A 26,309-nucleotide genomic window follows, 5' to 3' on the forward strand; every position below is an offset into this window, starting at 1 on the left:
AAGGACCATGTTGCGAGCATTCTTCACCCTGATTGCAGCAGTGAGCGCCGGCGCTGTGCAAGCCCAGATGGCGGTGCCCGAAATCACGCTGGACTGGCGGTCGCGGGCGGAAACGCCTGCCGAGCTCTCCATCGAGATCGAACGGCTGTATTTGAGCCTGTACAATTCCGCGAACCTGAACTTGCGCGAGGTGGAGATAGGATCTCCACCCTACGTGGAGACGTTGCTACGCGTCGAAGGCGCGATGCATGGCGCACATTTCCCTCTAACGCTTGATGCGATGATGTGCGATCTGAATCCGTCCCATTGCCGAAGGGAACGCAGCGCCGCATCATGGAAGATCTTAGGGGATCTCACCGCACATGTCGGGGGCTATCGGCCGACGCGTGGCAACTGGCGGCTGCAAGGCGGAGAGACCCTGAAGATCCCCGCATATGCCTTTGAGTCCGTGACCACACTCCAGCGCCGAACCGCACCGAAAGGATGGACAACACAGAGTTTCGAGCCTGTCGCTTCGATGGATTGCTCGGCCTGGAACAAGAGCTGCCAGGAAGTGGTGGAGCAGTACAATCCACGCCTGTTGAATGCGCCAAAGGTGCAAACACGGGTCACGGTCCCGGTGCTGCATCTTGAAACGACATTGTTCTTCCGGCCCGATTTCACATCGAAACGACTGTCCGAATTGGCCGAGATCGGTGTTGGCACCAAAGGTGCCGAACCAATAACGTTCAACGGGCCGGAGAATTTCGAGCCGGGATGGTTGAAAAGGTCCGACGAGGCGTCACTGACCGATATTGCCATCGAGACCATCCAGGGAAACCTCGCACCGGTCGGGAGGGTAGATCTACAATGGCTTGAAGACGAGCCGTTCGTCCAGCATCAGATGGACCTGTTCAAGATCATCAAGCACCCTTACGGAAACCACAAGGAGCTTGGCGAACCTTACAAACAACCAGTTAGTGTTCTGGTGATCGACGCCCCATTGACTTCGGGTCATTGCGACTTGCCGATCATGCGGGCGCATGATGGCACCGAGATTCCGCTGCTCGACGAAGATGGTTGCGACAGCATCGACCAGACGGCGATCAGCAATGCCGACCATGCCGCGGCAGTCGCCGGGGTGATCGGCTCGCAACGCAATGGCAAGGGAACCGTCGGGTTGAACCCTTATGCGCAGCTTTGGCTGCTGGCCTTCGACAAGGATCTTGTCGCCGACCAACAGATCGCGGCCCTGATCGACCAGATCCAAAGAGATATTCCGCGAGACGTGCGTGTCGCCAATCTCAGTTTTGGGATCCGTCCGCAACTTGCCAATCCGCAGGACATTGCCAACGCGATGGACATTCACGAAGACCGTCTGCTTATCGTTGCGGCCGCCGGCAATGACGGGCTTGAATTGTCTAGGGAAAACTGCCGGATCTATCCCGCGTGCCTGAACGACCTCGGTAACGTGCTGACCGTCGTCGGCCTTGACACAAACATGGATAGCCCGGGCTTGTGGCGCAGCCAGACGGCCGGATCGAACAGCAGCCCCGATTTCGACCTTGGCGCCCCTGCCGAAGGTGTTCTGACGACCGTTACGCGCAATCGGTTCGCGCGGCAAAAGGGCACGTCGTTCGCTGCCCCTCAAGTAACCGCTGCCGCGTCGCTGATTTTCGCTGCCGGAGAATTCATTTACGGCGACGACCTGGGCGGCGGACAATTGTCGCCCCGCGTGGTCAAGGACAGGCTTTTGTATTCCGCCGATTTCTTTCCAGGCCTATCTAAGTCGGTCAAATACGGCCGTCTCAACGTGGACCGCGCAATCCGGATCCGGGATGCGCAATTCGTTCTTTTCGACGGGCGCGAGATAACTGGACAGGTCGTGGAAGCCCCCAGGGATTTCGTTTGTGTTTCACCTTCGGATCAGGACAAGTTTCACAAATGGTATGACCTGCGGCGTCTGTCGTTCAACGACGCCAAGGGCCGCCATTTCATGTTCCAGCATGAGGGCGGTGATCTCGGCAGTCGTTACGGGACGTTGGTGCGGGATCCGTCCTGCCTGATAGACACTCTGTCGGCAAAGGTTCGCGTCCAGACACGGGATGAGACCGGACGCCCAACCGATGTGGAGTTCGAGTTCCGTGACATCCGCGACTACACATCGCCATTGTTTGACCGATGAAACGATTTGCCCTTCTTTTCGCCCTGTCTTGCGGGGCTGCCCACGCGCAACAAGCACCATCGCTCGAAGCGTTCGTCGACGGCCGTGTTGATACTCGGGATATTCGTATAGGCGCGGATCAATGGGGGGATCTGCCTGTCCTTTGGTCTGACGAGCTGAACCTGCCCGGTGCCGATTACCTCAGGGTTCTCTTCAAAACGGAAGGGCCGGCGTTTCCGGAAAGGTCGCGTATCGTGCTTAGCGGCCCGTTGGACCAGCAATTCGAAATAGATGTTGCCGCGCTTGGGCGCGACGGTCAGTGGTCGCCCCTGATGCCGTTCGGCAAGCTGCGTCTCCTGTTTTTGTCGGAAAGCGAACCTTCTCCGGAAAGTGTTCTGATCCTCGATAGCGTGGCCATTCAGAGCAGCAAGTTGACGCCATATTCGGTTTACGGCGAAAATCAATTGCAGCCAATCAATGGCCCCGAAGTACCCGAGGCAGCACGGGCCATGGCCGGTCCGGTCGCTTTTCTGTCATTCATCGAAGGGGGCAGGGCGCGGACATGTTCGGGCTTCCTGATTGATTCCAACCGCCTGCTGACGAACGAGCATTGCGTCAGTACGCCCTCGGTTTGCGCGACGACCACAGTGGTGTTTGGCTACGAATACGATCTGAACGGACGATTGGGTATCGGTCCTCAACGTCGCTGTGTCTCGGTCGACGAAGCCAAGGTCAATTTCGAGCTGGATGCCAGTGTGATCGAACTCGACTCCCCGCCAGGAGAAGCGTTCGGCACGATCGACATCTCCGCGCCTGGTGAAGATCTTTCAGCGCCATTGATGGTGATCCAGCATCCAGGCAGCCAGCCAAAACAGATTTCGATCCTCGATTGCACGGTGAACGACCCGTTGGTCGACGGACGGGGGCCGGGAACGGATTTCACCCACACTTGCGACACGGCTGGTGGATCCTCCGGCGCACCTATCCTGGATGCGCAGGGCAGGTTGGTTGGTCTTCATCATTTCGGCTTCGAGGATGGAGAGGTTTGGACCGCCAATCGTGGTGTTCATGCTGAATTGATTGCGAACTGGCTATCAACGCCAATCGACGAGCACTTTGATGATGAATGATACGGCGTTCAGGCGGTCAGGGCGACGACAAAGATCGATAAGGCCGCCACCCAGGAACCGGTAATCGCCGGCACGAGGGCTGTGAACCTTCGGGCCGCGGCGTCCAATGTGATCCAAGCCAGGGTAGTCAGCACTGCGAGACCGAGGATCGTGCCGAGATGGGGCAGGATACCTCCAAGTGCATCGGGCAGCGGGTCAGGCAATAGCCCCGCAATGGCTCCTGCAAGTGTCACCACCCCGAGAACGATCCAACCGGGCAGGAAATTCTGGGGCAAAGCCGCGGCGCTTCCGACGATCATCGCAACGAATGCGGCAATGACCGGAAGAACTGCATAGTCGATACCAGTGTTCGCCAAATATGCGATGACACCCGCAAAAATGAAAAGAGGGAGGGCCAGGCGAACCTCTGTTTCGGGCCTGCGGGCAAGCAAGGCAGCGGCGCCTGTGAGCAGCGCCGCCTGCAACGGGTCCACAACGGGATGAAGGAAACTGGCGTAAAACGGGCCGAGATCACCAAACGCGTCATGCGCCAGAGCCTGGGATGGCGCCAAGAGCGCGGCAAGCGCAAAGGGTATCCGTTTCATGCGACAAAACCCGCCACGCGCTCGATCACCCAGAAGGCCGACATGGCTCCCACCGCATAGGCAAGTATGCGAAGGCCTGCGCGGGCAGAGTTGCCAAAGACGTATGCCACTGCCGGATAAAGCCGAGAGATCGCCGCGCCGAGTGCAAGTGCAACGACGATGAACAGGATTTGTCCTGCCTCCACCCCGACATTGAAAGCGAGCAGCGCCAGCGGCACATCTCCCTCGGGCAGCCCAACCTCTATCAAGGCACGGGCGAAGCCGAGACCGTGCAGAAGCCCGAAGGCAAAGGCAACCACCCAAGGGTATCTTTCGGAGAGTCGTTTCTTGTCTCCTTCTGGATGCAACAACTCGGCCGCGAGGAACGTGATGGACAGGGCGACGATCGCCTCAACCGGCGGTGCAGGTACGATGATCCAGCCGAAGCTTGCCGCAGCCAGAGAAAAGCTGTGCGCTATGGTAAACGAGGTCACCGCGGCCAACAGCGGACGCCATTCGCGGATCAGCAGCAACAGCATCAGCACGAACAGCAGATGATCCACACCCATCAGGATGTGATGGACGCCCAAGGAAAAGTAGCTGCCGAATATCCCGATCCAACCCTGCTTTTCGGGGATGGTCAGGCTGGGCGAGGCGGCGGTCAAACGCGCGGTCTGCGCACTTTCGTCTGGCCCCAGCGTATACCTGAGAAGGACATCGGTGCGCGTGCGCTCCAGCCCCTCGATAACGACGGTCTGCCCTGCCAGGCCGCCCGGGCAGGTTGCTATCCAGCCAGTCAGAAAGGCACGCCCGTCAAATGCAGGATCCGGGCCGCTGCGTGGGTCACAGGCCTCGGGTAGCAGCGCATCAATGCGCATCGGCTCTCCGCCGACCTGCGGTTTTCGCCATGTCACCCGCCACTCATCGCCGCCTACATGGTCGAGTTCGAGATACCCCGGTTCAAGCGCATGCGCCGAGGCGTCGGGTGTGGAGAACAGTGTGGTCAGTGCAAAGACAAGAAGAAACACTGCCCGGAGGATCATTGCCCAAGAACCTCTGCCGCGTTTGGTCTTTCGACCTCGTAGCGCGTGAGAAGCGCACGGTACCGTTCGAGCCGCAACTCCTCGGTGAAGGCAACGCGCCAATCTTGCTCGACCCGGCCTCGGATATCGGCCAGTTCGGGCAGACGGCCTTCGCGCCGATCCTTTACCCGGACAAGATGCATCCCATATGACGACTCGAGCGGCCCTGCCCAGTCGCCGACAGGATACCCCTCCAGCGTTTCGAAGAACCCGGTTCCAAATGTCCCGTCGACCACGCGGCGCGGGCTCAACCTGATCGACGTGGGCAACAGGCTTGCACGGGTATAGCGCTCTGGGAATATTCCCTTCGACAGTTCGTCGCGTGCGGTGCGAATTGCATCGTCGTCGGCCGTCTCCGCCAGCAAAACCTGCTCGAAAGCGATAAGTCCGGGCAGGGTGAACTTGTCACTGTTCTCTTCGAGATGTTCCTGCAAAGTGGCGTCGTCCGGCTGAACCGCTTCGGCCCCGCTCTCGGTCAGAAACTCCATTTTCGTCTGTAGCCTACCCCGGATGACGGCATCGTTCTGGTCAAGGCCAAGCGCTTCGGCCTCTCGGACATAGACTTCTTCGCGAACGAACTGGTCTATGAGTGCCTCCAACTCTTGTTCAGAGGGCGGACGTCTCCAGACACCTTCGAATTCGTCGATCAGTCGCTGCGCGTCATTCTCGTTGACGATTATGGCGTTCGACGCGACCTGCGGTGGTGTATCGTCGAACACCGCAAAGAGGCCGAAAATCAAGGCGCCCAGAACGAAGAAGTGCAAGAGCGGTTCGCGTAGAAAAGAAATCATGGGAATTTCAAAGATATGGCTGTGGTTCCCATTAGGTCATGGCCGCGTCCGTACCGCAACCATTTGCCGACGCGCCAAAGGGCCGCGTTCAGGCCACGCCGGTCAGGAAGGCCGCGCCAACCGCAGCGATGACGACCCCGGCAGCCCGGACCGCATAGGTGCCCCAAGGCCGAAGGGTGAGGGCTCCAAAACCGATCCCTGCAAGATGCAGGAACCCGGTTGATGCGACAAAGCCCAGAGCATAGGCATAAGGGTTTGCGGCCCCCGGTAGCTCGGTCCCATGCGCGTGGCCATGGAACACGGCAAACACACCGACAATTATCGCCGCGACCCAAAGCGGCGCCTTGACCGCAAGCGCCACCATAAGGCCCAGAACAACGCCCGACATTGCAATGCCGGTCTCAACCGCTGGAAGCGGCATGCCGCGAACCCCGAGCGCCCCGCCAAGCGCCATGACCACGGGAAAGACCACTGGAAGTATCCAGATCGCAGGCCGGCCCAGAAACGCCCCCCAGAGGCCCACGGCCACCATCGCGACGACGTGGTCCCACCCGAACAGTGGATGTGTCAGACCGCTGACCAGACCGCCTTGAAGGCCCTCACCGGTGTGGGCTTGTGCCGTCTGGGCCGCCAGAACCAGCGCGATGCCGGCAAAGACAAGGGATCTGTTCATCCTTCGGACTCCTGTTGTTCCAGCGCTCGTGTTTTATTCGCCTGACGCGCACGATAGACGTAACTTGATGCGGCGAACAGTTCTTCGGGCGCGATCTCGACCCCGGTTCGCCGCAATGTGTCCCGTCGCACTGCCAACCTGATAGCCTCGCCGCGCGAGAAATCACCGATCTCGGCCAAGGCTGTTGCGACAGTCCCGACCACGTCCGGGCGTTGCCGTGGCAAGGCGCCGAGTGCGTCGAGTATCTCTTCCCGCAAGGCTGGATCACCATACCGCGCATGCGCGGTCAGGGCCGCTGTGACCGCTCTGAGTTCTTGGGTGCTTGCCCCCGGGGCTTCGAACCATCCGCTGATCAGCCATTCAACAGCATGGGCACCATCAACTTCGACAAACGCCGTCGCCCATGGTTCGAACTCCTTGCCGAGGCTGTAGCGTTTTGCCGTAGCCATGCGCTCTCTGACAATCTCATGGTGATCGGGCTCGGTGCTCATTCCCAACATTAAGATAAAGAAGCCGCGCCAGGGAAGCAGTGACTTGTCCGACAAGGCCTGCCGGGCAACCTGACCCGGAATAGGCTCTCGCATGCTGCGGATCTGGCCATAAGGGGCGCGGCTCAACTCATCGACAGCGATGTGACGCAGGAATGCGTTCTGGCCATGAAGCAGTTCCTCGAAATACGCGAACCGTGCTTCCGGATTATTGTCCCATTCGTCTCGGCTGGCGATAATCCGACCGACCACTTCGCGCCATTCGGCATCGGCAAAGCCGGCCCTCGTCCAGATTTGTCCCTCTCGTACCATCAATACCCCGTTTTCGGGGTTCGAACTCAATCGGCGCCGGGTCGTGCTGTCGACCAGAAAGGGGATATCGACACCCGCAACCGTGCCATGGATTATAGATACCGGGCGATAGTGGAACGGATCCTCGGGGTCTTCTCGGGCGATGACCACCCCATCGCCATTCAGCACGCGGTCGGCGAGCGTCTTTTCCGGTCTTTCCAGACAGACCGTGCAGGCCAGCGCCGGTGCCGCCAGAAAGAGCGCGGCGACCGGCGGGAGGAGTGCACGAAGCGAGGCGTTCACGGCGTGTACCAGATGGGCGAGGTATAAGCCCGCTCCTGACCTGTCAGCGCCGCTTCCTCTGGGATTTCCGACCCAAGCCGCACCTTGTCGTAGAGTACCCAGCGCGGTGTCGGTATCTCGATCACTCGCGCGTAGTAGAAGGCCGATGCCGTTGGGTCGAAATCGGGATCGGTCCATACGCTGGCAAGCTCCGAAGCACCGATCGTGTTGGTCCAGTTGGCTGCCTCGATATCAACCGTCGTGCCGACATCAGGCAGCACGCCGTTCCCATCCGGTTCACGCCCGTCCGACCAGGCGACGTCATAAACCTTTTCCTGTAATGTGCCATCGGGTGTCCGCCATCCCTTGACGATCTGGATGCGATCGAGGTTCGCGCCGATCGGATCGCGCAACGCGTAAACCATGAAACTGGGCGCGGCATCAGGCCCCGGCGCCGGGCGCAGGTCAGCGCCCATCGGTACACCCTTTTCGTAGCCTGCGAAGGCAGGTGCGCGCGAGCGCAGATCATTGTCGTCAAATTCCCATCCGCCGAAAAAACGCACCATCATGCGGGGGCCGGTGGTTGCATAGACCTCCTTGCGGGCCATCGCGTCCCACAGGGCCTCGCGCGTGTTCTCGGTTGCCCAGACGCCGGTATAGCCGGAGGCGACGAGGGACCAGCCGGGGAAGATACCGTTCTCAGTCTCGGTGAAGGGGTGGGTCACTCGTGTCAACGACGGCTCGGCCGAGGCCGCTTTGCCGAAATAATTGTCCTCTTCCGCGGTCGACAGCGAGGTGTGGCTGTCAGTGGCGCCGGAAAAGCCGAACTTGTAAGGGTTGGTGCCCAGCTTCACCTCGAGGCCCAAGCCTTGCTTCAAGGCCTCGCGCGCGTACTCACCCTTGAGCATGTCAGGGGTTTTCGCCTCGCTCAGGTCAAGATTACCAGCGTCCCATGTCTCGTAGTCGGCAAATTGATCTTCAGGCGACAGGGCAGGGTGGGTTTCGCCATCGCCCTTGATCTGGGTGATCTCGTAGAGAGGCTCCCACTTCGCACGCTGCTCGACATAGGTCTCGTCGATCGCACGACCTGTGTATTGTTCATCGACCGGGAACATGATGCCGTTCGACAGGTTGCCATTATGCGCCAGTGCCAGAACGTTGCCGCCGGTCTTGTCCTCGTAATTCTGCATCCATTTATAGAGTTCGAGCGGGTCGGTCGAACCTACCGGAGGCTGGGTGACCATCGGCATCATCTGTTCGGCGCGGCGCGCGCCGTCGCGGTAGATCACGTTGCGGTGCAGGTTGTTGCCCGCCACAAGGGACGTCCACTCATAGGCGATGAACGCGGTGAAATGCCCCGGTTCGTTATACCGCTCGGCGGCATCGACGACCTCTTGCCAGACGCTGCCATAGGCGGTGGAGCCAGGCGAGTAGGCCTCGACCAATGCAGGATCCAGCGTGCCTTGCGAAAAGTTGGTGATCAGGTCAAGCGCTGCGGCGGTTGCAGCATCGCCGCCCTGCTGGAACGCGTCGTACCATCCCTTTCCCTGTTCGCTGCTCGTGATGGCCGGGTCGCCGTTGAACAGGCCCGTGGCAAAACCCATCATGTCGGAATGATCGGTCAGCGCCATCCAGTCGAGCGGCCTTCCCAGTTTGACAGGCAGGCCGGTGGCCGATGTCACCTCCTCGCCTCGTGCGAAGCGCCAGGCTTCGTCTACCCCCAGCGTGTTGCCGAACAATCCTGCATCGGGGGAAAGCGACGTATGCAAATGCGTGTCGCCCCAAAAGACCTGGCTGGGAAAGGCACGCTGCGCGAAGGGAGAGTAGGTGTCGCCCGGATAAAGCCCCTGCAGGCTTTGCTCGGAAGGAAGGAATTGGGCCGCGGCGGGTGATACCGAAAGTGAGGCGGCGATGATGGCAATAAGTGAAATTCGGTTCATGGCAAAAAATCCTGCAGCAAGGCACGTATTCCAAACCTACGATACCACAGGATTATTCGATTCTACCGGAAAACTGCCAAATTCTCCCCGTGGGCATATTAGGCCGCGAGTCTGACCCGGACGAAACCGCGACCGATGAAGGGTTGGCGCAAGCCCTCTGTTGGCCTTAGCCTACCGAAACATCTCGGCATAGGCGCCGCTTTGCGCAGCGCTTGGTGCCACGTCGAAGTACCGTTTGAACTCCCGGCTGAACTGGGAGACGCTCTCATATCCCACTTGGTTGGCCGCGCTGCCGACGCGAAGACCTTCGCGCACGATCAGGAACCGCGCCTTGTTCAGACGGACTTTCTTGAGGTACTGCAGCGGGCTTTCGCCCGTTACCGTCTTGAAGGCGCGATGGAAGGAAGAGGCGCTCATATTGGCCTCTCGCGCCAGATCCTCGACAGAGATGCTGTTCATGTAATGCGTGTGGATGTGGGCAAGGCTCTGCGCCACGCGGGCGTGATGGGTTTCCTGTTCCGTCAGTGCGGCCAGCGCCTTGCCATGGCCGCCCAGCAAAGCGCGATAGGTGATCTCCTCGACCAAGGACGCGCCCAGCACGTCGCAATCGAGGCGCGACTTAAGGCAGATCAAGAGCCGTTCAACGACCTTCTGCATTTCACGGTCCATCCTGACGGGTTCGATGCCGGAATAGATGTCGCGTTCTCCCGGTACAGAGGCCGGCGCATGTTGTTCGACCTTCTCGATCAGTTGATGCAGCTTGGAAGTGTCGATGTCGATGAATATCCCGAGGATCGGATTCTCCCTGCTGGCATGGGTTTCGCATTCGATCGCCGTGGGTACGCTCGACACGAGGTAGTGATCCTTGTCATAACGGAACTCGGAGCCGTTCAGATACCCGATCTTGTGACCTTGGCCGATCACGATCATCCCTGAGCCATAGAGCAGCGGCGCGCGCGGCACCGGCTTGGTCGCCCAGAAAAAACGCACGCTCTTGAGCCATGTCTCCACAACTCCGGCTGAATCGGGAAAGCTGTAAATCTCCCTGAGCGTCTGGAACTTGTCTTCGTAACTCATCCTGCACCACCGAGTTTTGCTTGAACTGGGCATGCGCACCACAGGGTTTCAACCATGCACGCCCTTTCCTCGGCTGAAAAACAGATATCTTCCCGGAAATGCCTGTCGAAGGTTCCCCGTTCTGGGGAACCTTCCTGTTTTTGTACAAGCTGCGCGTGATGGCGGGCCTCAGACCTCGATTTCCCACAGATTGTTCTGGTAGTCCTTCGAAAACCCGATGAAGTCTTCCGGCAGCATGACGCGGAACTTGTGCTTATCCTGCATCGGGATGACCTTTACTATCATGTCAATCATGCCCTGCGGATCAAGCTGGAAACCCGGCTCGGCCATCGAGGCCTGCATGTCCCGGATGGGCTGTTCCGGTGTGAAGTTCACCTTCGGATCGTACCATTGGTCAACGACGTCATACATCCGGTCGTTGAAGCCCGTGTCATAGGGACCGGGATTGATCGTGCAGACACGCACGCCCAGTGGGGACAGTTCGTTGTGGAAGGATTGTGCGGCGGCCTCCAACGCGAACTTGGACGCGTGATAGGGGGAAAGGAACGGGAAGGTCGTGAGTCCAGCGACGGAAGACACGAAAACGATCTTGCCCGATTTCCGTTCCACGAACCGTCGGGCGAATAGCTGGGTCAGCTCGATGGCGGCGAAGGTGTTCACCTCCATCACTTCGCGGAAATAGTTGACGTCGATTTCCGCGATCGGACCGGTGGCACCGATGCCAGCGTTGTTGACCAGAATATCGATGTCAAAACTCGCGGCGTATTCACGATCCTGCTTGTCCGTCACGTCGAGCTTGATGATGTCCATCTCGACCCCCGCGCTTTCGGCGGCTTTCTTGACCAGCGTTACCTGTGGCCAGATCTCGACACTGGCGATCACCTTGTGCCCGTTTTCGGCCAAGCCGATCGCTGTTCCAAGGCCTAGACCGCTGCCCGCGCCGGTTACAAGAATACGCTGCGGATTGCTTGTCTTTGGTTTGGGCGCCGCCTGATCGTCGGCGGAGACCTGCGTTGGTGTGGTTTCCTGGGCGTTGGCCACGACGGCGGGGGCCATGACGGCCGCCGCGGACAGTCCGGTAATGCTCTTGATGGCGTTTCTGCGATCTTCTTTCATCGTTCTACCTCTTTGGATTAGGAATTGGGCTTACGAGTGACGTTTGCGTGATGTCGTAGGCTTGTCGTTCGGACGGCAGGTCGGAGGGGCGAGTACGAAGAGGGGTTTACCCGCGTCTGCATTCATTTGACGCCGCCTCGGCCAGAGAAATAGTCGTCCGGTCAAGGTGCTCACAGCCTCATTCCTGCCGAAGGTTTGCCTATTCCTGCAATGCTTCGAGATCCGGCCCGGCTTGCCCTCGACGGCAGAACGAAAGACAGGTCGGCGGATGTTGAACTGGTCGGATCGCAACTGACAGGGCCAAGCATCATGTCCGGCACCGAGAAAAGCTGGGCGACATTTTTCCGCTTTTGCGCAGCCTGTCGGAACCCGTCATGGCCGGGCTTGGCCTTTACATCTCCGTTCTGCGGTTAGAGCAGGAACCCGATCGCAACTTCGCCGAGCGCGGTTTTTTCGCGTTCAATGACAAGCGCCGCTTGGATGTTTTCGGCATCGAGAATGGTCTCTGCGCTCGCCCGGACCCCGAAATGCTTGTGAATGGCTGGAATGGATCCGCAATCCCCAGAACAGGCATCCCATCCGGGGTGCGTTCGAATACTGAAATGCGCTGCACGTACTGGAGAAATACATGCAATACCTTGCAAACACCGGCACAAGCCTTGGCATCGGTAAGGCGCTCGCATGGAAATCCACTGCGAAAGGCCGCAACCTGATAATGGCCGCTTGGCATTTAGTCGAATTGAATGAGATCAGGGATAGTGTCATGGAGCGGCAAGACGTCGATGTGATCGTCGACATGAACGACCTTTCAGCTCCTGGTAAGCCTGCCAAACGCTATGGGACGATGGCCACGCGTGATTTGAGCGTGCTTACCAACAACCCGGCCTCGACAATTAACCTGATTGTCAGAGCCTAGACCGAACTGTCGCTGTACTTTGCAAAGGTCCATTCGGACGAAGATGAACGCTCGTAAACGTCTCTTCGGTGGGTGGCCACAACCAGTTCGTTCGGGCAATCACCCGTTGCGCAACGAAATTCTACGCCTCATCGTTTAACGAATGCATGGCCGCATCCGCCAAGGCTGCGGGCAAACCGCTTCGCACTAAGGTGCTGGTGCCCGGTGCCACGAAGAGTGAGTTCGTCGAAGGTGGCGGCAGGGACGCGGCTGTCAAACCGGACGACCTCTTTGGTGATCAGAGCGGTATCATAGCGGTCGATTTGCTGGCGAATTATGCCTGTGAACTCTACGAGAGTGACAATGTGATCGGCAGCGTCAATGCCGAGAACAAGATCGAGTTGCGCGAACCGGTTTTCCCGCTTTTTCTGGTAATCCTCGAATTGCTCTGTCGGGAAAGATGGCCTTGGGGGAGTTGCGGGCGCGCGAGTACAGAGGCCGTCAATCTTTCTGCGCGCTTCGAGGTCGGGACGGCTCGGCTCTTTAACCATCTGATGTGCATATAATCAGACCGAACGACACACTTCGTTTATCACGTCCCTTAGCCAGACATGACCGGGATCGGCGCGATGCAGGGGGTGCCATGCAACTTGCATTGGAAACTTCCCTAGATCGACAGGCGGCGGCAGAAGCCGAAAGTTCGGATCGTTCCTGAAGATTTCTGCGACCCGCGCTGGAAGTGTCACGATCCCGCCGATTTCCGCTACTGCTAATGGAGCTGCGAGAAAATGCGACACGGTCAAGGCGACGTGGCGCTTCAGGCCGACCGAACCTAGCGTATGACCAAGACCCGTGCGCCATTTCCCGGGCAGCGAGATGGCGACGTGGGGCAAACTCTCGTACTGTTCTCGGGTTACGGCGCTTTGACCGGGAAGGACGTCTTTGCGCACGAGACAAACAAACCCGTCCTTCATGAGCGGAGTGATCACAAGGCTTTCGGGGGCGTTGTCAAAGCGTCCGAGCGCGAGGTTGAACTCGCCTGCCGCCAGCGCCCTGGAATCGAGGTCTGGGCCCAATGGTTCGACAGCCAGACTGACCTGTGGTGCGATCGAGTTGACGCGCGCCATCAAGGCTGGAATCACAACGCATTCGAAATAGGTGCTCGCAGCAATCCGGAAGTTTCGCCGCGCCGTAGCCGGGTTGAATCTGGGCCTTTCCTCGAAGACATGCCGTAGCTTGTCCAAGGCTTCGGAGATTTCCGGAGCCATCGAACGCGCCTTTTCCGTGGGTACAACGCCATATCAGGCGCGCAGGAAAAGCTCGTCGTCGAAAGCTGCTCTCAGTCTCGCCAAGGCCGCGCTGACCGCGGATTGCGAAAGCCCCAGCCTACTGGCTGCGGCGGTTACGTTCTGCTCTTGCATGATCGCGTCAAAGACGGCCAGCAGGTTCAGGTCGTATTTCATGATACCCGGGAGATCGATTTCTGAGCCCCATTCAATCAATTTCTTGATTGCTTTGCCAAGTCCTAAGTGAGCCTCAGCCAACAAAAGAGGATGCACAAATGGACCAAACACTGAAGATCATCGCCCGGATGGTGGCCACCCCCGGGCAGGCTGACCGCCTTGTCGATCACATGAAGCAACTGGTCGAGGACACGAGGAAAGAAGCCGGGTGCCTGAGCTATGACCTGTTTCGTGGCACCGACGACCCCGACGTCCTGATCTTTGTGGAGGAATGGAAAACGAGGGAGTCGTGGGAAGCCCACATGGCCGGAGAGGCCATCCAATCGTTCAATGCCCGCATCGGGAACGGGGCGTTTGCAAACGGCGAAGTGCACCCGCTGCAACAGATTTCTTGATCGTTTTTTGACAGGAGAACCAAACATGTCGGAACTCGGATTCGGTGTCGTCGGCACCGGCTTCATCGCGGGGATCGTGGCCAACGCGATCGTCGCAGCCCAAGGTGCGAGGCTTAGCGCTGTGTCGAGCCGCAAGCTGGCCAATGCAAGGCAGTTTGTTGCTGAACGGCCGGGAACGGAGGCGGTCGAGGGGATTGATACTCTTTTGGCACGTGAGGATGTCAGCGCTGTCTATGTCGCAACGCCAACCTCGGCCAAGGAGGCCGTTGCGCTTGCGGCAATAAATGCCGGCAAGCATGTCCTCGTCGACAAGCCTCTTCTCGATGCAGGCTCGGCAAAGCGCATGACGGACGCGGCAGCTGAAAAAGGTGTTCTGTTCATGGACGCCACGCATTTCGTCCACCACCCACGGACTGCGGCGATCCTTGCGGCCGCGCCGAAGAAGATCGGACAAACGAAATCGTTGCATACGACCTTCTACTTCCCGTTCGATGACCGCGAGAACATCCGCTTCGATCTTTCGCAGGAGCCGATGGGCGCTGTGGGCGACATGGCCTGGTATTCGATGCGGGCGATTGTCGAGTATCTGCGGCCCGCGGGCAAGTTTGACAAGATCGCCGTTGTGCCGGAATTCGATGCCGCGACGGGCGCCGTAATCCGCGTCTCGGGCCTCGTCGGTTTCGAAAGCGGAGAAGCCTCGACCTTTGACGTTGGTTACACGGCAGGAACCGCGATCATGGATTTGAGCCTGTTAGGGACCAGAGGCATGATCACGATGGACGACTTCGTTCTGGATTGGAACGACAGTTTCGCATTCAATAACGCGGATATTCCGGCCGGATACACGCACCGCGCAGGCATGGCTGATCGTGCTGCCTTTGAATTTGTGGAGACGCCTTCGAAAACCTCTCAGGACACCCTTATGATCCAGCACTTTGCCGAGATGGTCGCAGGCGGAGATCGGCGTGCCTTCGCCGCGAGTGCCGAGGCAAGCATCGCGACACAAACCCTTCTGGATGCGATTTGGCTCGCCTGCCAAGGACGCTGAAAAGAGATGATCCTTCCGCCAGCCAATGAGTGAGGCTGGCGGATTTCGATCACCGACCGTGAAGTCGACCAATGACAGTCTCAATCCGTGGCGCGGCTGGGGTGGCAAACCGCCTCCCTACAAAGCCGGCCTCGACTGGGCAGAAAAGTATTGAGGTCCATGCTTGAACAGCCTGTTGTTGCCGACCGACGGCATATGCCGCAAGGTAACCAGAGACCTCCGGGGAGATTTGACGATCAGGAAACTGACCACCATCATCGCCGCCGACCTGGCGGCCTATTCTCGCCTGATGACCGCCGACGAAGAAGGCGTGGTTTCTCGTCTTCGTACGATCTGGTCGGAGGTTGTGAAGCCCCTGGTTCGTCAGTCTGGTGGGCGTGTCGTCAAGACCATGGGTGACGGGTTCCTGGCGGAGTTTCAGTCGCCGGTCGAGGCGATGCGCACGGCGCTTGCCATTCAGGAAGCAATGGAAAGCCGTGACACAGATCGACCGGAAGAGGAACGGCTGCGGTTCAGGATCGGGGTGCATGTCGGTGACGTGGTCGTTCTGGAGAATGACATTCTTGGCGATGCCGTGAATGTCTCGGCAAGGCTTGAGGCGATCGCCCCGGTAGGTGGAATTTGCCTGTCACGGGCAGCGTGGGACCAAGTGAAGGGTCGCGTGGATGTTGTGCTGAACCCAATTGGCGAGGTTTCGGTCAAAAACATTCCCGAACCGATCGAAGCCTGGGTCATTGGAGAAAACCCGGGCGACATTATTGCAAGTTCGGCGAAACTCCCGGCCGTCGTTGTGATGCCTTTCCAGGAAGTCGGGGGCGAAGACGAGTTCTTTGCCGATGGCGTGGTGGACGAGATCACCTCGGCCCTGTCCAGTGTCGGCGACATCTCCGTCATCGCACGGCAATCGGCCTTCAGCTTCAAAGGACGCATTGTTGACGTCCGCAAGGTTGGGCGCGAACTTGGGGCCCGTTACGTCGTCACGGGTGCCATACGCCGGTCAGGCACACGTGTACGGATTTCCGTACAACTGAATTCCGCGATATCGGGAGCGAACCTTTGGTCGCAGCGCTATGATGACGAACTGACGGACCTGTTCGACCTTCAGGACAAGATCGCCTCGCATGTTGCAGGTGCGATTTCACCTTCGATCCGGGCATCAGAAATAGCTGCTGCTCGGGCCGTGGCGCCGATGGAGCGCAAAGCCTACGAGCTTTACATGAGTGCTTTCCCGCATTTTTGGGCCCATAGACGGGAGGAGAACGAACGCGCGATCGAGCTTTTGACGTCTGCCATGAAGCGGGATCCGGGTGACTCTCGCGCACAGGCCTTTCGCGCCTGGGCTTTTGCCCAACAAGCAACATACATGTGGAGCGAAACACCGCTACAGTCGCGGGAAAACGCGCAATCGGATGCCGAGCAAGCTGTGCTATCGGCAGGGGAGCACGCGCCGTCACTGGTTGCCATCGCTGCGGCATTGGGCATGACCGGGCTCGACCACGAACGCGCCGGAGCATTGCTTGAACGGGCGCTGCTTCTTGATCCCAATTCAGCCTGGGGCTGGATGCGTTTGGGGTGGAACCACGTGTATCTCAGGGAAGTTGCCGAAGGTCTTGCCGCGTTTGATCGCGCCGAAGATCTGAGCCCGCGCGACCCTTTCCTGTTCAACATCCAATTTGGCCGGGGCTATGCCAAGGGATTGCTTGGTGAATACGACGACGCCATCAAGCTTGTGAAACTGGGGCTGACCGCCGGGCCCGGTGTCACTTGGGCTTATCGCGACCTTGCCAGTTTTTGTGCCAATGCAGGCCGACGCGAAGAGGCCGACGAGGCGGTCGAAGCGCTTATGCATAGCTATCCCGGCCTTACAATAAGGCGCGTTGTCGACAGCATGCCACCAGCCACCCATTCCCGGCATCAAGGGTTCCTGGAAGGCCTGCGCCGAGCAGGTGTTCCCGAGGGGTAATGGTCAAGTTTCGTAGTCGACCCATCCGGTCACGTTTGTCAGGTACTAACGCCTTCCCCCAAGTCGCTTGATCGCTATCAAGGCAGCTCTTGGCCAACATGTTATTGGAGCGTTGCGGAGAGCCATTTCTTGATCCGATAGATGTAGAGGCACCGGGCATGGCGGACACTGACAAAACCGACTGGGACGCAATCGTAATCGGCTCTGGTATTGGCGGTATGGCTGCCGCTGCCGCTTTGTCGAAGATCGGGTACAAGGTCCTTCTGCTGGAGCAATACAATACGCTGGGTGGCCTGAGCCATAGCTTCACTATCGATGGCTTCAGTTGGGACGCGGGTATTCACTATCTCAATTGTGTCGCACCAGATGATAGAGAACGTCGCATTCTGAACTGGTTGTCGGATACACCGATCGAGTTGGCCTCGATGGGCGCAATATATGACACTTTGCATATCGGCGACGCCGAACCGCTGGCCTTGTCCCGACCTTATGAGGCCTATTCACGTGATCTCAAGGACCGGTTCCCCGAAGAAGCAGAGGCTGTCGATGCTTGGATCGCCGCGCTGAAGGAAGGGCGGGATGCTGTTCTCAAAGTCACCTCAACCCGCGCAATGCCCGAGTTCGCTGGAACGGTTCTGAAGTGGTGGCACGGCCACGCAATCGAACGATGGTGCAAACGGACGACACAGGACGTGATTGACGAAATCACTGACAATCCGGTTCTGGCCGCAGCCTTTGCTGCGCAATGGTTCGATCACGGCGGCAGGCCCGGTAAGGCAAGCTTTGCAATGCATGCGTTGATTACCGGAGCCTATCTGCAAAGCGGCGCTTGGTATCCCAAGGGTGGTGGCGCTTCTTTCGCTGATCATATCCTGCCGACGATCACGAAAGCCGGCGGCGCAGCGCGGGCAAACACAAAGGTCGATAGGCTGTTGATTCGTGGCGACAGGGTAGTGGGTGTGCGAACGACAAAGGGGGAGGATATTCATGCGAATACCGTCGTCTCGGATATCGGGGCGCGTGAGACCGTAAACAACTTGCTTTCCGCACACTGCGGGAATCAGGACTGGATCCAAGCGATCCGGGCTTTGCCGCACTCCGTCGCGCATTTCAGCCTATTCGTGGGCTTCGAGGGGGATGTCCAGCGGGCAGGCGCCACGCGTTCGAACCACTGGATTTATCCGGGCGGGAAGGTCGATGTCGTCTGGGATGGCGCGCCTGACACGCCACCGCCGGGCCTGTTCGTGTCCTTCGCATCGTTGAAGGATCCCGGTCATGATCCCGGTCCGGCGCAGAAATACGCAGGCGAAATCGTTGCATGGGTTGACTGGTCCGTGGTGGAAAAATGGGCCGAGATGGAGCCGGATTCGCGGGGCAAAGACTACCAAAAATTCAAAAAAAGGGTCGAGGACGCGATGTTTGCGCTGTTCGAGGTCTATTTCCCGGAACTGGCCAAGCTCGTCGTGTTTCGCAATCTGTCCACGCCCCTGACAACCCGTTCAATCACCGGGCATCACAAGGGCGCGTTCTACGGTATCGACACGACGCCTGAACGATTGATGAGTGAAGTGCTGCAAACGCGTACGCCTGTCCCGGGGCTGTTTCTCGCCGGTCAGGATGTGCTTACCCCGGGAATACCCGGTGCGCTTTGGGGCGGTGTCCTGGCCGCAGCTACGGTTGATCCAAGGTTGTTTCGACAACTTCCCAGCTAACGGGCCAGAGCGACGAACCGAGCAGAAGTGTGCGCTGGAGATTGCTTTCTGCAACGATCCCGAATTCTCACGTCGTCTTGCGTGCAGAGCCGTAGCGAATGATTTCCAGAGAATCATATTTTTCTAATAAAATGAGTGGGATACGCCCGTTTTCTTCAGTGGTGACGATGCAGTGTTCTGGTGGCGGTGTTCCTTTCGACGCAGGGCCAAAACTGACGGGCCATCGAAAAGGGGGCCATTTCGACAAAGAAATGAGACGGGACTGAAATATTGGCATACCGAAAAACCCAGTTCGTGGAAACAAAGCGCTAGGAAACGCGATCACGGATCCTGCGCACTGCGCGCGGTTTGGTGGAGCAGGGCGGTTGGACAAATTGCACCCTGAACAAAGCGGCCGCCGGGACCGGCGTCGCAGTGGGGTCGGTGTATACGCATTTTGGCAAGATCACCGACCTCTACGTCGAAGTCTTCAATGACATTGCCAAAGAGGAGATCGCCGTCATTGCCGCAATCGCCGAGGGAGAAGGCACAGAAGAGCACCGTTTTTCTAGCGCCGTTGACACCTTTGCGCGCCGGGCCCTGCAGGGCCCCATCAAAGCCTACGCAGTGATCGCGGAACCCGTGGCGGCTGAGGTCGACGAAGTACGACAGAAAACTCACGCCTTGTTCATCGACGAGTTCGAACGGATCATCGCCGGCGGCCTTCAAAACGGCGCGTTTCGTCCCGAGAAAGCGCGCATTTCCGCCGCATGTGTCCTCGGACTTTTGGTCGATGCCCTTGTGTTCCAATGGTTTCCGAAGCGGCCCTGTCGGCCGACAGCGGTCTGCAGCTTCGATCGGAAATCCTGAATTTCTGCCGACACGCTGTTGGAATTCAAACGATCACCGGACCATGGGGAGGAGAACCCGAATAAACGACCACGATCAAAGCAACGACTACGTGTACGGGTTGCCGCGGCCCAACGCGGGGCGCGGATTCACGACACATGGCGTCGAAAACATGCCGCCTGAAGTTTCCCAGCGAAGTCTTTATGACGATGACGCTATCCCGAAAGCGGCCGTTCACCAGCACGAGGCCGGGTGGGCGGACGAGAAACTCAGCAATTGCGGTGCGGTGACGGGAAGCGCGCGCATTCAGCAGTTGGCAAGGCTCGCCAATGAACGCCTACCGGATCTGAAGAACCATGACCGAATTGGCCGGAGGATCGAATTTGTTGACTACCACCCAGCCTATCATGAGCTTATGGGCGCGGCGACGAAAACCGAGGGTCATGGACTGCCCTGGACCACCACTGAAAAGCGCCCGCAGGTGGCGCGGGCCGCGATGTCCTGCATGTGTTACCAGGCCGAGGCCGGAGTCATGTGTCCTACTGGAATGAGCTTTTCCATCGTGCGGCTGTTGCGGAGCGATCCCGAGATCGGGAACCAGTGGTTCGATAAGTTTCTTTCGACCGGCTACGACCCGCAGCCCATTCCCGCCGATCCGAAGCAGTCAGTGACAACGGCCATGTCGATGACTGAAAAGCAGGGCGGTTCGGACCCACGTGCGAACACTTCTCGCGCCGTGCCGACTGGAAACGACCGCGAGTACCTGTCGACGGGGCACCAGTACTCCTGTTCCGTGCCGATGGGAGACCTCATCCTGCTGGCCGCCCAAACCCGGGCCGGTGTGACCCTGTTTCTGGCACCGCGTACGCTGCCCGATGGCGCGCGCAACGCCATCCGGGTGCAGCGTCTCAACTAGAAGCTGGGTGATCGTTCCAATGCCTCGTCCGAGATCGATTTCGACAATGCGCTTGCCTATCGGATAGGCGAGGACGGGCACGGTATCCGCGCCTTCATAAAGAACAACACGCATTACATCCGCATGGACTTTGCCACGGCGTCGGCGGGGATGATGCGTCATGCGTTGAACCTCGCCGTCCACCATACGTCCCATCGTCAGGCTTTTGGAGCGACCATTCGGGATCTGCCGATGATGCGCAACACGCTGGCCGACCTCGCCGTCGAGGCCGAAGCCGCAATGCTGCTGGGCGTGCGTGTGGCAAGAACCGCCAATAATGCTCAAGTGAGCGACGCCGAACAGCACCTCAACCGGATCCTTGTCCCCATCGCCAAACACTGGAAGTGCCGTCGTATCAGCTCGGTCACGCTGGAAGCGTTGGAATGTCACGGCGGCATGGGGTTTGTCGAAGAACAACCCGTCGCGCGGCTCTATCGTGAAGCCCCTATGAACAGTGTCTGGGAAGGAATGTCGGCCGTCATGGCGTTGGACGTCATGCGCGAGGTGAAGACCAAAGGCACTGTCGATGCCTTGTTTGATGAGATCAACCTGGCCAAGGGGGCCGATCAACACTTCGACAGCTTTGCCGAGGCGCTCGAATCCGATGTTGTGGATCACGCTGGCCATGCAAGCCAGCCTATTGATCCGCCACTCGACATCTGAGGTCGCAGACGCTTTCTGCGCCTCACGTCTCGTCGGCAAATGGGCGCATGAGTACGGCACCCTAAAGTTCGCGGATGCAGCTCTCAAAACCATCCTCGACCGCGCGGCTTAGGAGTGCATGCGGTGTAACCCAGGAAAGCAGCCGACCCCGTGCTGGCTGCCTGTATCGGTCGGTGCTGAGGATGTTACCACCCTTGAACAACCGCTTAGTCAGTCCGATCAACACGGTTTGATATGTCTTTCGAAAACATGGATATCGAATGTAACCCTTGGTTTGCCTCTTGGCATGATCTCTTGATGTGCCCCCCAAAATCGGAGGGTATCAAAGCCAATGAAGGGTTAGGACCTCCTCGTTCAAAGAACAAATTTCGAGCTGTTCAGCCGTTGCTCGTAACTGTTACAAATGGTGCGTTATGACGTGTTTGCGCCGCCTTTGGTTTGATTGACCAGGCGTTGATGCCTGTGTCGCTCGATGTTCTTTAGGCTTTGCGATCAGCTCTTTCGATCATCACGTCCCTCTGCGCAAATTGTTGCGAAGACGGACGGGCACAACGCCAGTCCAAAGTGCTTTTGTTACTTCAGCGCTTCAGGCTCTTCAGCATTGACTTAGTGGCTTTAGCGACTTTCTTGGGGCCGCATCCGATGCAGCTCGAAGGCCGGTCTGATTTTTGGAGGTTTGCTTGGAGCGGGTAACGGGAATCGAACCCGTAACTTAAGCTTGGGAAGCTCGCGTGATACCTTTTCACCATACCCGCCAAGGCTGGATTTGATTATGTCATGGTACTGCTGGCGTCAACAAGCATCATCCCGTACGCGGCGATTGTTTGACAATGGAGTGGACCGCGATGGTTGTACCACTCGGGCATCCGGGTAGTCTGTCCGCAGACCGCAACATCACGGGGCAGGGCAGAGAAAGTGACGGAGTTTCGGAGTATTCTGTGGACCGGCGAGGACCTGGTTCGCGACCTTGGGTTGGATCCATCGCAACTGAAGGGAAAGCGTCCCGTGGTGGTCGAATCCGTCGAGGTCGACTCGTTTCGGTGCGGCCCGGGCGCGCTCTACGTGCCGCGTACGCGGGAATTCGACCTACCCGATCCAGACCAGAACACCGAGATCTACAAAGCCCTTTTTCGAGGAGCCGCGGCCGCCCTGACGGACGAGGTTCTCGATGGGTTTCCTTCGCATGCACCGATCCTGACAGTGCCCGACCGGCGCGCTGCACTGTTGCGACTTGCCGAATGTGGCAGGGCGCGGTTGGCAGGGTCAATGGTGGCCGTGACTGGGAGCATGGGCAAAACGACAACCAAGGACATGCTGGGCCAGGTATTGTCTTTTTTTGGACCAACTGTGCGGGGCTGGCGGAATTACAACGGGATCAACGGGATTCCGGCGACTCTGAGCTCCATCCCCCACGGATGCGCGCATGCCGTCGTCGAAGTGGCGGCGACCCATCCGGATACGGTCGATTACAAGCTTGATCACATAAACCCCGACCTCGGCATACTGACGACGATCACCCAGGCGCACCAGGGCAATTACCCGTCGCGTTACGACATCTTTCGCGAGAAATCCAAGGTGCTCGCTGCGCTACCATCGGGTGGGCCCGCACTTGTTGGAGGTGTCGCTGTAGAAATGGATGAGGCCGGTGACCGTTTGCTGAAACGCATGGGCGTGCAGACCCATGTCGTGGGAGGCAATCCCGGCGATTTCGTCCGGTTGGCCGACTACGAGGTGACTGCTCGGGCCACCCGAGCCGAGATCGAGGTGGCCGGTCGTTTGCACCGGGTCGAGATTCCGCAGCCGGGCGCGGCCTATGCATGGGGGGCGGCCTTCACGCTTGGCGCGCTGGCAGTGCTTGGTCATGATCCGGATGCGGCGATACCTTACCTCGCAGCATTCCAACACCCGTTCACCCAGAGAGGCGCGCGATGGCGCGTAAACGTCAGAGGGAAAGGCACGTTCGTCGAAGTGATAGACGACAGCCAGAACGCAACCCCGGACTCAATTGCTTCGCTGCTAGAAACACTGCAGAAACGCGCACCAAAAAGATTGGTGCTTGTGCTCGCAGACATGGCCGAACTGGGCGACAAAGCACCAGATTTGCATATGGCTCTGGCCCCTGCCTTGCGGTCCGCAGGTGTAGCCGCGTTGATAACCGTTGGGCCGATGACCGGTGCACTGGCGACGAGCTTGGCGGCCGACATCGAGGTTCACAGCTACGACGACGCCGAGACTGCCGCGGCTGCTTTGCCGAAGCTCGTGCGCGCCGGTGACCTGATCGCGCTGAAAGGAGCTGGCGCAGCGGGGCTCATGCGGTTGAGGCTCAGGCTCGCACCCCCGGTCAACCAGGTACCTGTGACGTCGGACTGGCTGATCGAAGACGGTGTGCCGGGCCGCCAGCCCCCATGGCCGACCAAAGGGGAAATGGCATGAAACCTCACGCTACCATGCTGCATCGTCGTCCCTTGTGGACGGGGGAGAGCCTCGTCCGGGCATTGAGCCTCGCCGAGGACGCTTTGCCCTGTCATGTCGGTCCAATCGAATATGTCGAGTTTGACGCGTTCCAGGTCAGCCCGGGTGCGCTTTTCATTCCACGTTTCGTACCAAAGGTGCCGATCGTCGAAGATGAACCGCCCGTTCTGAACGAAGCGATCGAGCGGGCGCTGTTTCGCGGTGCGACCCTCGCGATCACCGATGAGCCGCTGGAAGGGTTCCGGACGGACGCTCCTATCCTGAAGGTGCCGGACAGGTTCGAGGCCTTTACCCGCCTGGCCGAGATTGGCCGGAACCGGGTGGAACGGGCTCTGATCGGTGTGACCGGCAGCCATGGGAAGACGACGACCAAGGACCTGCTGCACCAGACATTCGCCTTTTTCGGGCCGACGACCAAGACACTGGCCAACTCCAACGGGCCGAATGGAATTGCATCGACGCTTGCCTCGATCCCGCCCGGAACGCAGTTCTGTTCGGTCGAGCTAGGCACCTCGCTGCCGGGAGCTCTGGCCGAAACGGCACCGATGGTTACGCCTGATATCGCCGTTTTGACTCATGTGGGCCATTCGCACCGGGCAAACTTTCCATCCAAGGAGGCAATCTTGCGCGAGAAGGCCGAGGTTCTCTGGGCGGCGCGCGGTGACTATCCCGTACTGGTCGGCCCGTCAGTAGCTGCACTGGCCTTGCAAACCGGTACCCGACTTGGACGCGAGGTCTTTGTCGTTGGCGAAGACGCCGATGCCTTTGCGCGTTTGGAGTCTTGCTCGATAACGGCTCGTCGAACCAAGGCCGAAATCGCGGTTGACGGACAGCAGATCATCGTAGACGTGCCTCAACCCGGTGTTGGCTATGCGCATGCCGCGGCATTCGTGTTGGCCATTGCCCGGCTGCTTGGGATGCCATTGCACGACGTCGCTGAAGCGATGCGGGGCTTTCAGCATCCCCATGTGCAGAGAGGAGCCCGCTGGAGACTGAACCCTGGCGGCCGGGGAGAGTTCGTCGAGTACATCGACGATGCGCAAAACAGTACTCCCGACTCGATGCGGGCGCTACTTGCATATCTTCGGCAACGTCAACCGGTGCGCAAGGTTCTGGTTGCGGGAGACATGCTAGATTTGGGTGATGATGAGGAGGCGCTCCATCGCGGGTTGGCGCCTGATGTGATCGGCGCCGGCATCGACTTGTTCGTGGGAATCGGTCCTTTGGCCAGTGCCCTCGCGGAGGAGATCGAAGGAGTAGTTCCGACAAAAGTCTACGAGGATATTGAAGACGCAGCGAAACTGCTTCGCTCAGAAATGCGGGCGGGTGACCTGATCGTAGTCAAAGGGACCGGTTATCGATCGCTGGGTCGCATTCGCAACCTTATTGCAGCTGCCCGGTTTCAACTGCCGATACGGTCTGATTGGCTGATCGAGGACGGGGTGCCGGAACAGCGTGTCAGGCCGGTTTCCGCCACGAATAGAGGTTGATGGTCGCCGGGACGGTCACGCCTCCGGCCTCTTCGAATGGTGTTATCGCGGATTCGACATCCGCTTCGATGGCTCGTGCATCTTCTGCGCCGCCTCCGAAATGGTCGATCACGCGTACGGCGGGGCCGACGCGTGTGAGAAGGGCCGCAGCATCGGCGGTAGAGCCGACCGGCGTAAGCGAGACCTCTTCCGTCGTGGCCTCGGCTTCTGACAATCCTGCCGCCTCCATCAGACCAAGAACGCGGTTGATATCGTGAAAAGCCAGTGGCCCGGGTGCATTCCGGTCGGTCTTGGGCGGGCGTCCCAAGCGTGTTGTTGCGGCGATGAAAGGAATGCGAAACCACGGATTGCCTTCGAGCGGTCCCCAGGCGGCGAAGACCATGCGGCCGCCGGGAGCCAGTGCCTCGGCGAGATTGGAAAAGGCCGCGACCGGATCCGAGAAGAACATCATCCCGAAGCGCGAGATGATGGCCTCGCGCCCGTGCGGCTCGAACTCTTCGATCTGGGCGTCGCACAGTCGGATCTCGGCATTCAACAGGCCAGCCGCGGCGATGCGGTCGCGTGCCCGGGCCGCGAGTTGTTCTCCGATATCGGCGGCGAGTACATGGCCGAAAGGACCGACAGCGCGTGCTGCCATCAGGGTCGTGGCACCGGTCCCGCAGCCGACATCCAGAACGCGTTCACCATGGGTTAGAGCGGCCCGGTTCAGCACGAGATCGGCCACGGGCCCGAGGGCGGCGTCGAGCTGCTCTTCAAGCGTCAGCCATTTCGCACCCGAGGCCGAACGGCCCCAATATTCTGCCTGTTCCTGGTTCTCGATCCGCATGCCGCCTCCCGCTTTTGGGCCGA

The 26,309-nt window shown here is 59.1% G+C and carries 24 protein-coding genes and 1 tRNA gene; 13 read left to right on the forward strand and 12 right to left on the reverse strand.

Features of this window, described 5'->3' with window-relative positions; all coding sequences use genetic code 11:
- Window positions 1-7: 7 nt before the first annotated feature.
- Complete coding sequence (locus tag ACFORG_RS22155; protein ID WP_386737770.1) at window positions 8-2,164, forward strand: S8 family peptidase; 2,157 nt, start codon at window positions 8-10, stop codon at window positions 2,162-2,164.
- A 311-nt stretch (window positions 2,165-2,475) separates the two neighbouring features.
- Entirely contained in the window at window positions 2,476-3,273 is a 798-nt protein-coding gene (locus ACFORG_RS22160) for a trypsin-like serine peptidase (protein WP_386737771.1), read from the forward strand.
- Between the two features lie 8 nt (window positions 3,274-3,281).
- On the opposite strand, the gene ACFORG_RS22165 is transcribed toward ACFORG_RS22160, so the two are convergent.
- From ACFORG_RS22165 to ACFORG_RS22200, 8 genes are all read right to left on the reverse strand, one after another.
- Window positions 3,282-3,857 carry a hypothetical protein gene (locus tag ACFORG_RS22165; protein WP_386737772.1) on the reverse strand — a complete coding sequence of 192 codons (576 nt, stop codon included), beginning with the start codon at window positions 3,855-3,857 and terminating at the stop codon, window positions 3,282-3,284.
- Window positions 3,854-4,879, reverse strand: a complete 1,026-nt coding sequence (locus ACFORG_RS22170) for a HupE/UreJ family protein (RefSeq protein WP_386737773.1) — start codon at window positions 4,877-4,879, stop codon at window positions 3,854-3,856. The genes ACFORG_RS22165 and ACFORG_RS22170 overlap by 4 nt, the downstream gene beginning before the upstream one ends.
- A complete protein-coding gene (locus ACFORG_RS22175; protein ID WP_386737774.1) occupies window positions 4,876-5,709 on the reverse strand; it encodes a peptidyl-prolyl cis-trans isomerase in 834 nt (277 codons plus the stop codon). Before ACFORG_RS22175 ends, ACFORG_RS22170 begins: the two co-directional genes overlap by 4 nt.
- 88 nt (window positions 5,710-5,797) lie before the next feature.
- A complete protein-coding gene (locus ACFORG_RS22180) occupies window positions 5,798-6,382 on the reverse strand; it encodes a HupE/UreJ family protein (protein WP_386737775.1) in 585 nt (194 codons plus the stop codon).
- A complete protein-coding gene (locus ACFORG_RS22185) occupies window positions 6,379-7,464 on the reverse strand; it encodes a hypothetical protein (RefSeq protein ID WP_386737776.1) in 1,086 nt (361 codons plus the stop codon). The genes ACFORG_RS22180 and ACFORG_RS22185 overlap by 4 nt, the downstream gene beginning before the upstream one ends.
- Complete coding sequence (locus ACFORG_RS22190) at window positions 7,461-9,383, reverse strand: DUF3604 domain-containing protein (protein ID WP_386737777.1); 1,923 nt, start codon at window positions 9,381-9,383, stop codon at window positions 7,461-7,463. Before ACFORG_RS22190 ends, ACFORG_RS22185 begins: the two co-directional genes overlap by 4 nt.
- 171 nt (window positions 9,384-9,554) lie before the next feature.
- Complete coding sequence (locus ACFORG_RS22195; RefSeq protein ID WP_386737778.1) at window positions 9,555-10,460, reverse strand: AraC family transcriptional regulator; 906 nt, start codon at window positions 10,458-10,460, stop codon at window positions 9,555-9,557.
- A gap of 168 nt (window positions 10,461-10,628) precedes the next feature.
- Window positions 10,629-11,576, reverse strand: a complete 948-nt coding sequence (locus ACFORG_RS22200; protein ID WP_386737779.1) for an SDR family oxidoreductase — start codon at window positions 11,574-11,576, stop codon at window positions 10,629-10,631.
- A 628-nt stretch (window positions 11,577-12,204) separates the two neighbouring features.
- On the opposite strand from ACFORG_RS22200, the gene ACFORG_RS22205 reads away from it, so the two are divergent.
- Window positions 12,205-12,492, forward strand: coding sequence for a hypothetical protein (locus tag ACFORG_RS22205; RefSeq protein WP_386737780.1), 288 nt, complete (start codon window positions 12,205-12,207; stop codon window positions 12,490-12,492).
- 146 nt (window positions 12,493-12,638) lie between these two features.
- On the forward strand, window positions 12,639-13,037 hold the full coding sequence (locus ACFORG_RS22210; protein WP_386737781.1) for a hypothetical protein: 399 nt from the start codon (window positions 12,639-12,641) through the stop codon (window positions 13,035-13,037).
- Here the strand turns inward: ACFORG_RS22210 and ACFORG_RS22215 are convergent, their stop codons facing one another.
- Together ACFORG_RS22215 and ACFORG_RS22220 are read right to left on the reverse strand one after the other, a co-directional pair.
- On the reverse strand, window positions 13,038-13,739 hold the full coding sequence (locus tag ACFORG_RS22215; protein WP_386737782.1) for a LysR substrate-binding domain-containing protein: 702 nt from the start codon (window positions 13,737-13,739) through the stop codon (window positions 13,038-13,040).
- A 33-nt stretch (window positions 13,740-13,772) separates the two neighbouring features.
- Window positions 13,773-13,934: a LysR family transcriptional regulator gene (locus ACFORG_RS22220; RefSeq protein WP_386737783.1), complete on the reverse strand. Its 162-nt coding sequence runs from the start codon at window positions 13,932-13,934 to the stop codon at window positions 13,773-13,775.
- A 98-nt stretch (window positions 13,935-14,032) separates the two neighbouring features.
- On the opposite strand from ACFORG_RS22220, the gene ACFORG_RS22225 reads away from it, so the two are divergent.
- From ACFORG_RS22225 to ACFORG_RS22255, 7 genes are all read left to right on the forward strand, one after another.
- On the forward strand, window positions 14,033-14,329 hold the full coding sequence (locus ACFORG_RS22225) for a putative quinol monooxygenase (protein ID WP_386737784.1): 297 nt from the start codon (window positions 14,033-14,035) through the stop codon (window positions 14,327-14,329).
- 25 nt (window positions 14,330-14,354) lie between these two features.
- Complete coding sequence (locus ACFORG_RS22230) at window positions 14,355-15,377, forward strand: Gfo/Idh/MocA family protein (protein ID WP_386737785.1); 1,023 nt, start codon at window positions 14,355-14,357, stop codon at window positions 15,375-15,377.
- Window positions 15,378-15,606: 229 nt separating this feature from the next.
- Window positions 15,607-17,340, forward strand: a complete 1,734-nt coding sequence (locus ACFORG_RS22235; protein WP_386737786.1) for an adenylate/guanylate cyclase domain-containing protein — start codon at window positions 15,607-15,609, stop codon at window positions 17,338-17,340.
- Window positions 17,341-17,498: 158 nt separating this feature from the next.
- A complete protein-coding gene (locus tag ACFORG_RS22240; RefSeq protein ID WP_386737787.1) occupies window positions 17,499-19,052 on the forward strand; it encodes a phytoene desaturase family protein in 1,554 nt (517 codons plus the stop codon).
- A gap of 330 nt (window positions 19,053-19,382) precedes the next feature.
- The gene (locus ACFORG_RS22245) at window positions 19,383-19,901 is read left to right on the forward strand and encodes a TetR/AcrR family transcriptional regulator (RefSeq protein ID WP_386738081.1); all 519 of its coding nucleotides are present in this window, start codon (window positions 19,383-19,385) and stop codon (window positions 19,899-19,901) included.
- A 151-nt stretch (window positions 19,902-20,052) separates the two neighbouring features.
- Entirely contained in the window at window positions 20,053-20,796 is a 744-nt protein-coding gene (locus ACFORG_RS22250; protein WP_386737788.1) for a hypothetical protein, read from the forward strand.
- 84 nt (window positions 20,797-20,880) lie between these two features.
- Window positions 20,881-21,498 carry an acyl-CoA dehydrogenase family protein gene (locus ACFORG_RS22255; RefSeq protein ID WP_386738083.1) on the forward strand — a complete coding sequence of 206 codons (618 nt, stop codon included), beginning with the start codon at window positions 20,881-20,883 and terminating at the stop codon, window positions 21,496-21,498.
- Window positions 21,499-22,179: 681 nt separating this feature from the next.
- Here ACFORG_RS22255 and ACFORG_RS22260 read toward each other — a convergent pair.
- Window positions 22,180-22,253, reverse strand: a tRNA-Gly gene (locus ACFORG_RS22260).
- A gap of 160 nt (window positions 22,254-22,413) precedes the next feature.
- Between ACFORG_RS22260 and ACFORG_RS22265 the strand changes: the two genes are divergently transcribed.
- Both ACFORG_RS22265 and ACFORG_RS22270 read left to right on the forward strand, forming a co-directional pair.
- The gene (locus tag ACFORG_RS22265) at window positions 22,414-23,931 is read left to right on the forward strand and encodes a Mur ligase family protein (protein WP_386737790.1); all 1,518 of its coding nucleotides are present in this window, start codon (window positions 22,414-22,416) and stop codon (window positions 23,929-23,931) included.
- Window positions 23,928-25,460, forward strand: coding sequence for a UDP-N-acetylmuramoyl-tripeptide--D-alanyl-D-alanine ligase (locus ACFORG_RS22270; protein WP_386737791.1), 1,533 nt, complete (start codon window positions 23,928-23,930; stop codon window positions 25,458-25,460). The genes ACFORG_RS22265 and ACFORG_RS22270 overlap by 4 nt, the downstream gene beginning before the upstream one ends.
- Here the strand turns inward: ACFORG_RS22270 and ACFORG_RS22275 are convergent.
- A complete protein-coding gene (locus ACFORG_RS22275; RefSeq protein WP_386737792.1) occupies window positions 25,429-26,286 on the reverse strand; it encodes a class I SAM-dependent methyltransferase in 858 nt (285 codons plus the stop codon). The two genes, ACFORG_RS22270 and ACFORG_RS22275, sit on opposite strands and share 32 nt — an antisense overlap.
- Window positions 26,287-26,309 lie beyond the last annotated feature (23 nt).

The sequence above is a fragment of the Lutimaribacter marinistellae genome (genome assembly GCF_042648365.1).
Lineage (GTDB): Bacteria > Pseudomonadota > Alphaproteobacteria > Rhodobacterales > Rhodobacteraceae > Lutimaribacter_A > Lutimaribacter_A marinistellae.

Excerpts from the sequence above, each read along its gene's own strand:
- ACFORG_RS22155 (WP_386737770.1), top strand. The coding sequence starts at position 8 with ATGTTGCGAGCATTCTTCACCCTGATTGCAGCAGTGAGCGCCGGCGCT.
- ACFORG_RS22160 (WP_386737771.1), top strand. The coding sequence starts at position 2,476 with ATGCCGTTCGGCAAGCTGCGTCTCCTGTTTTTGTCGGAAAGCGAACCT.
- ACFORG_RS22165 (WP_386737772.1), bottom strand. The coding sequence starts at position 3,857 with ATGAAACGGATACCCTTTGCGCTTGCCGCGCTCTTGGCGCCATCCCAG.
- ACFORG_RS22170 (WP_386737773.1), bottom strand. The coding sequence starts at position 4,879 with ATGATCCTCCGGGCAGTGTTTCTTCTTGTCTTTGCACTGACCACACTG.
- ACFORG_RS22175 (WP_386737774.1), bottom strand. The coding sequence starts at position 5,709 with ATGATTTCTTTTCTACGCGAACCGCTCTTGCACTTCTTCGTTCTGGGC.
- ACFORG_RS22180 (WP_386737775.1), bottom strand. The coding sequence starts at position 6,382 with ATGAACAGATCCCTTGTCTTTGCCGGCATCGCGCTGGTTCTGGCGGCC.
- ACFORG_RS22190 (WP_386737777.1), bottom strand. The coding sequence starts at position 9,383 with ATGAACCGAATTTCACTTATTGCCATCATCGCCGCCTCACTTTCGGTA.
- ACFORG_RS22195 (WP_386737778.1), bottom strand. The coding sequence starts at position 10,460 with ATGAGTTACGAAGACAAGTTCCAGACGCTCAGGGAGATTTACAGCTTT.
- ACFORG_RS22200 (WP_386737779.1), bottom strand. The coding sequence starts at position 11,576 with ATGAAAGAAGATCGCAGAAACGCCATCAAGAGCATTACCGGACTGTCC.
- ACFORG_RS22205 (WP_386737780.1), top strand. The coding sequence starts at position 12,205 with ATGCAATACCTTGCAAACACCGGCACAAGCCTTGGCATCGGTAAGGCG.
- ACFORG_RS22210 (WP_386737781.1), top strand. The coding sequence starts at position 12,639 with ATGGCCGCATCCGCCAAGGCTGCGGGCAAACCGCTTCGCACTAAGGTG.
- ACFORG_RS22215 (WP_386737782.1), bottom strand. The coding sequence starts at position 13,739 with ATGGCTCCGGAAATCTCCGAAGCCTTGGACAAGCTACGGCATGTCTTC.
- ACFORG_RS22220 (WP_386737783.1), bottom strand. The coding sequence starts at position 13,934 with ATGAAATACGACCTGAACCTGCTGGCCGTCTTTGACGCGATCATGCAA.
- ACFORG_RS22225 (WP_386737784.1), top strand. The coding sequence starts at position 14,033 with ATGGACCAAACACTGAAGATCATCGCCCGGATGGTGGCCACCCCCGGG.
- ACFORG_RS22230 (WP_386737785.1), top strand. The coding sequence starts at position 14,355 with ATGTCGGAACTCGGATTCGGTGTCGTCGGCACCGGCTTCATCGCGGGG.
- ACFORG_RS22240 (WP_386737787.1), top strand. The coding sequence starts at position 17,499 with ATGGCGGACACTGACAAAACCGACTGGGACGCAATCGTAATCGGCTCT.
- ACFORG_RS22250 (WP_386737788.1), top strand. The coding sequence starts at position 20,053 with ATGCCGCCTGAAGTTTCCCAGCGAAGTCTTTATGACGATGACGCTATC.
- ACFORG_RS22270 (WP_386737791.1), top strand. The coding sequence starts at position 23,928 with ATGAAACCTCACGCTACCATGCTGCATCGTCGTCCCTTGTGGACGGGG.
- ACFORG_RS22275 (WP_386737792.1), bottom strand. The coding sequence starts at position 26,286 with ATGCGGATCGAGAACCAGGAACAGGCAGAATATTGGGGCCGTTCGGCC.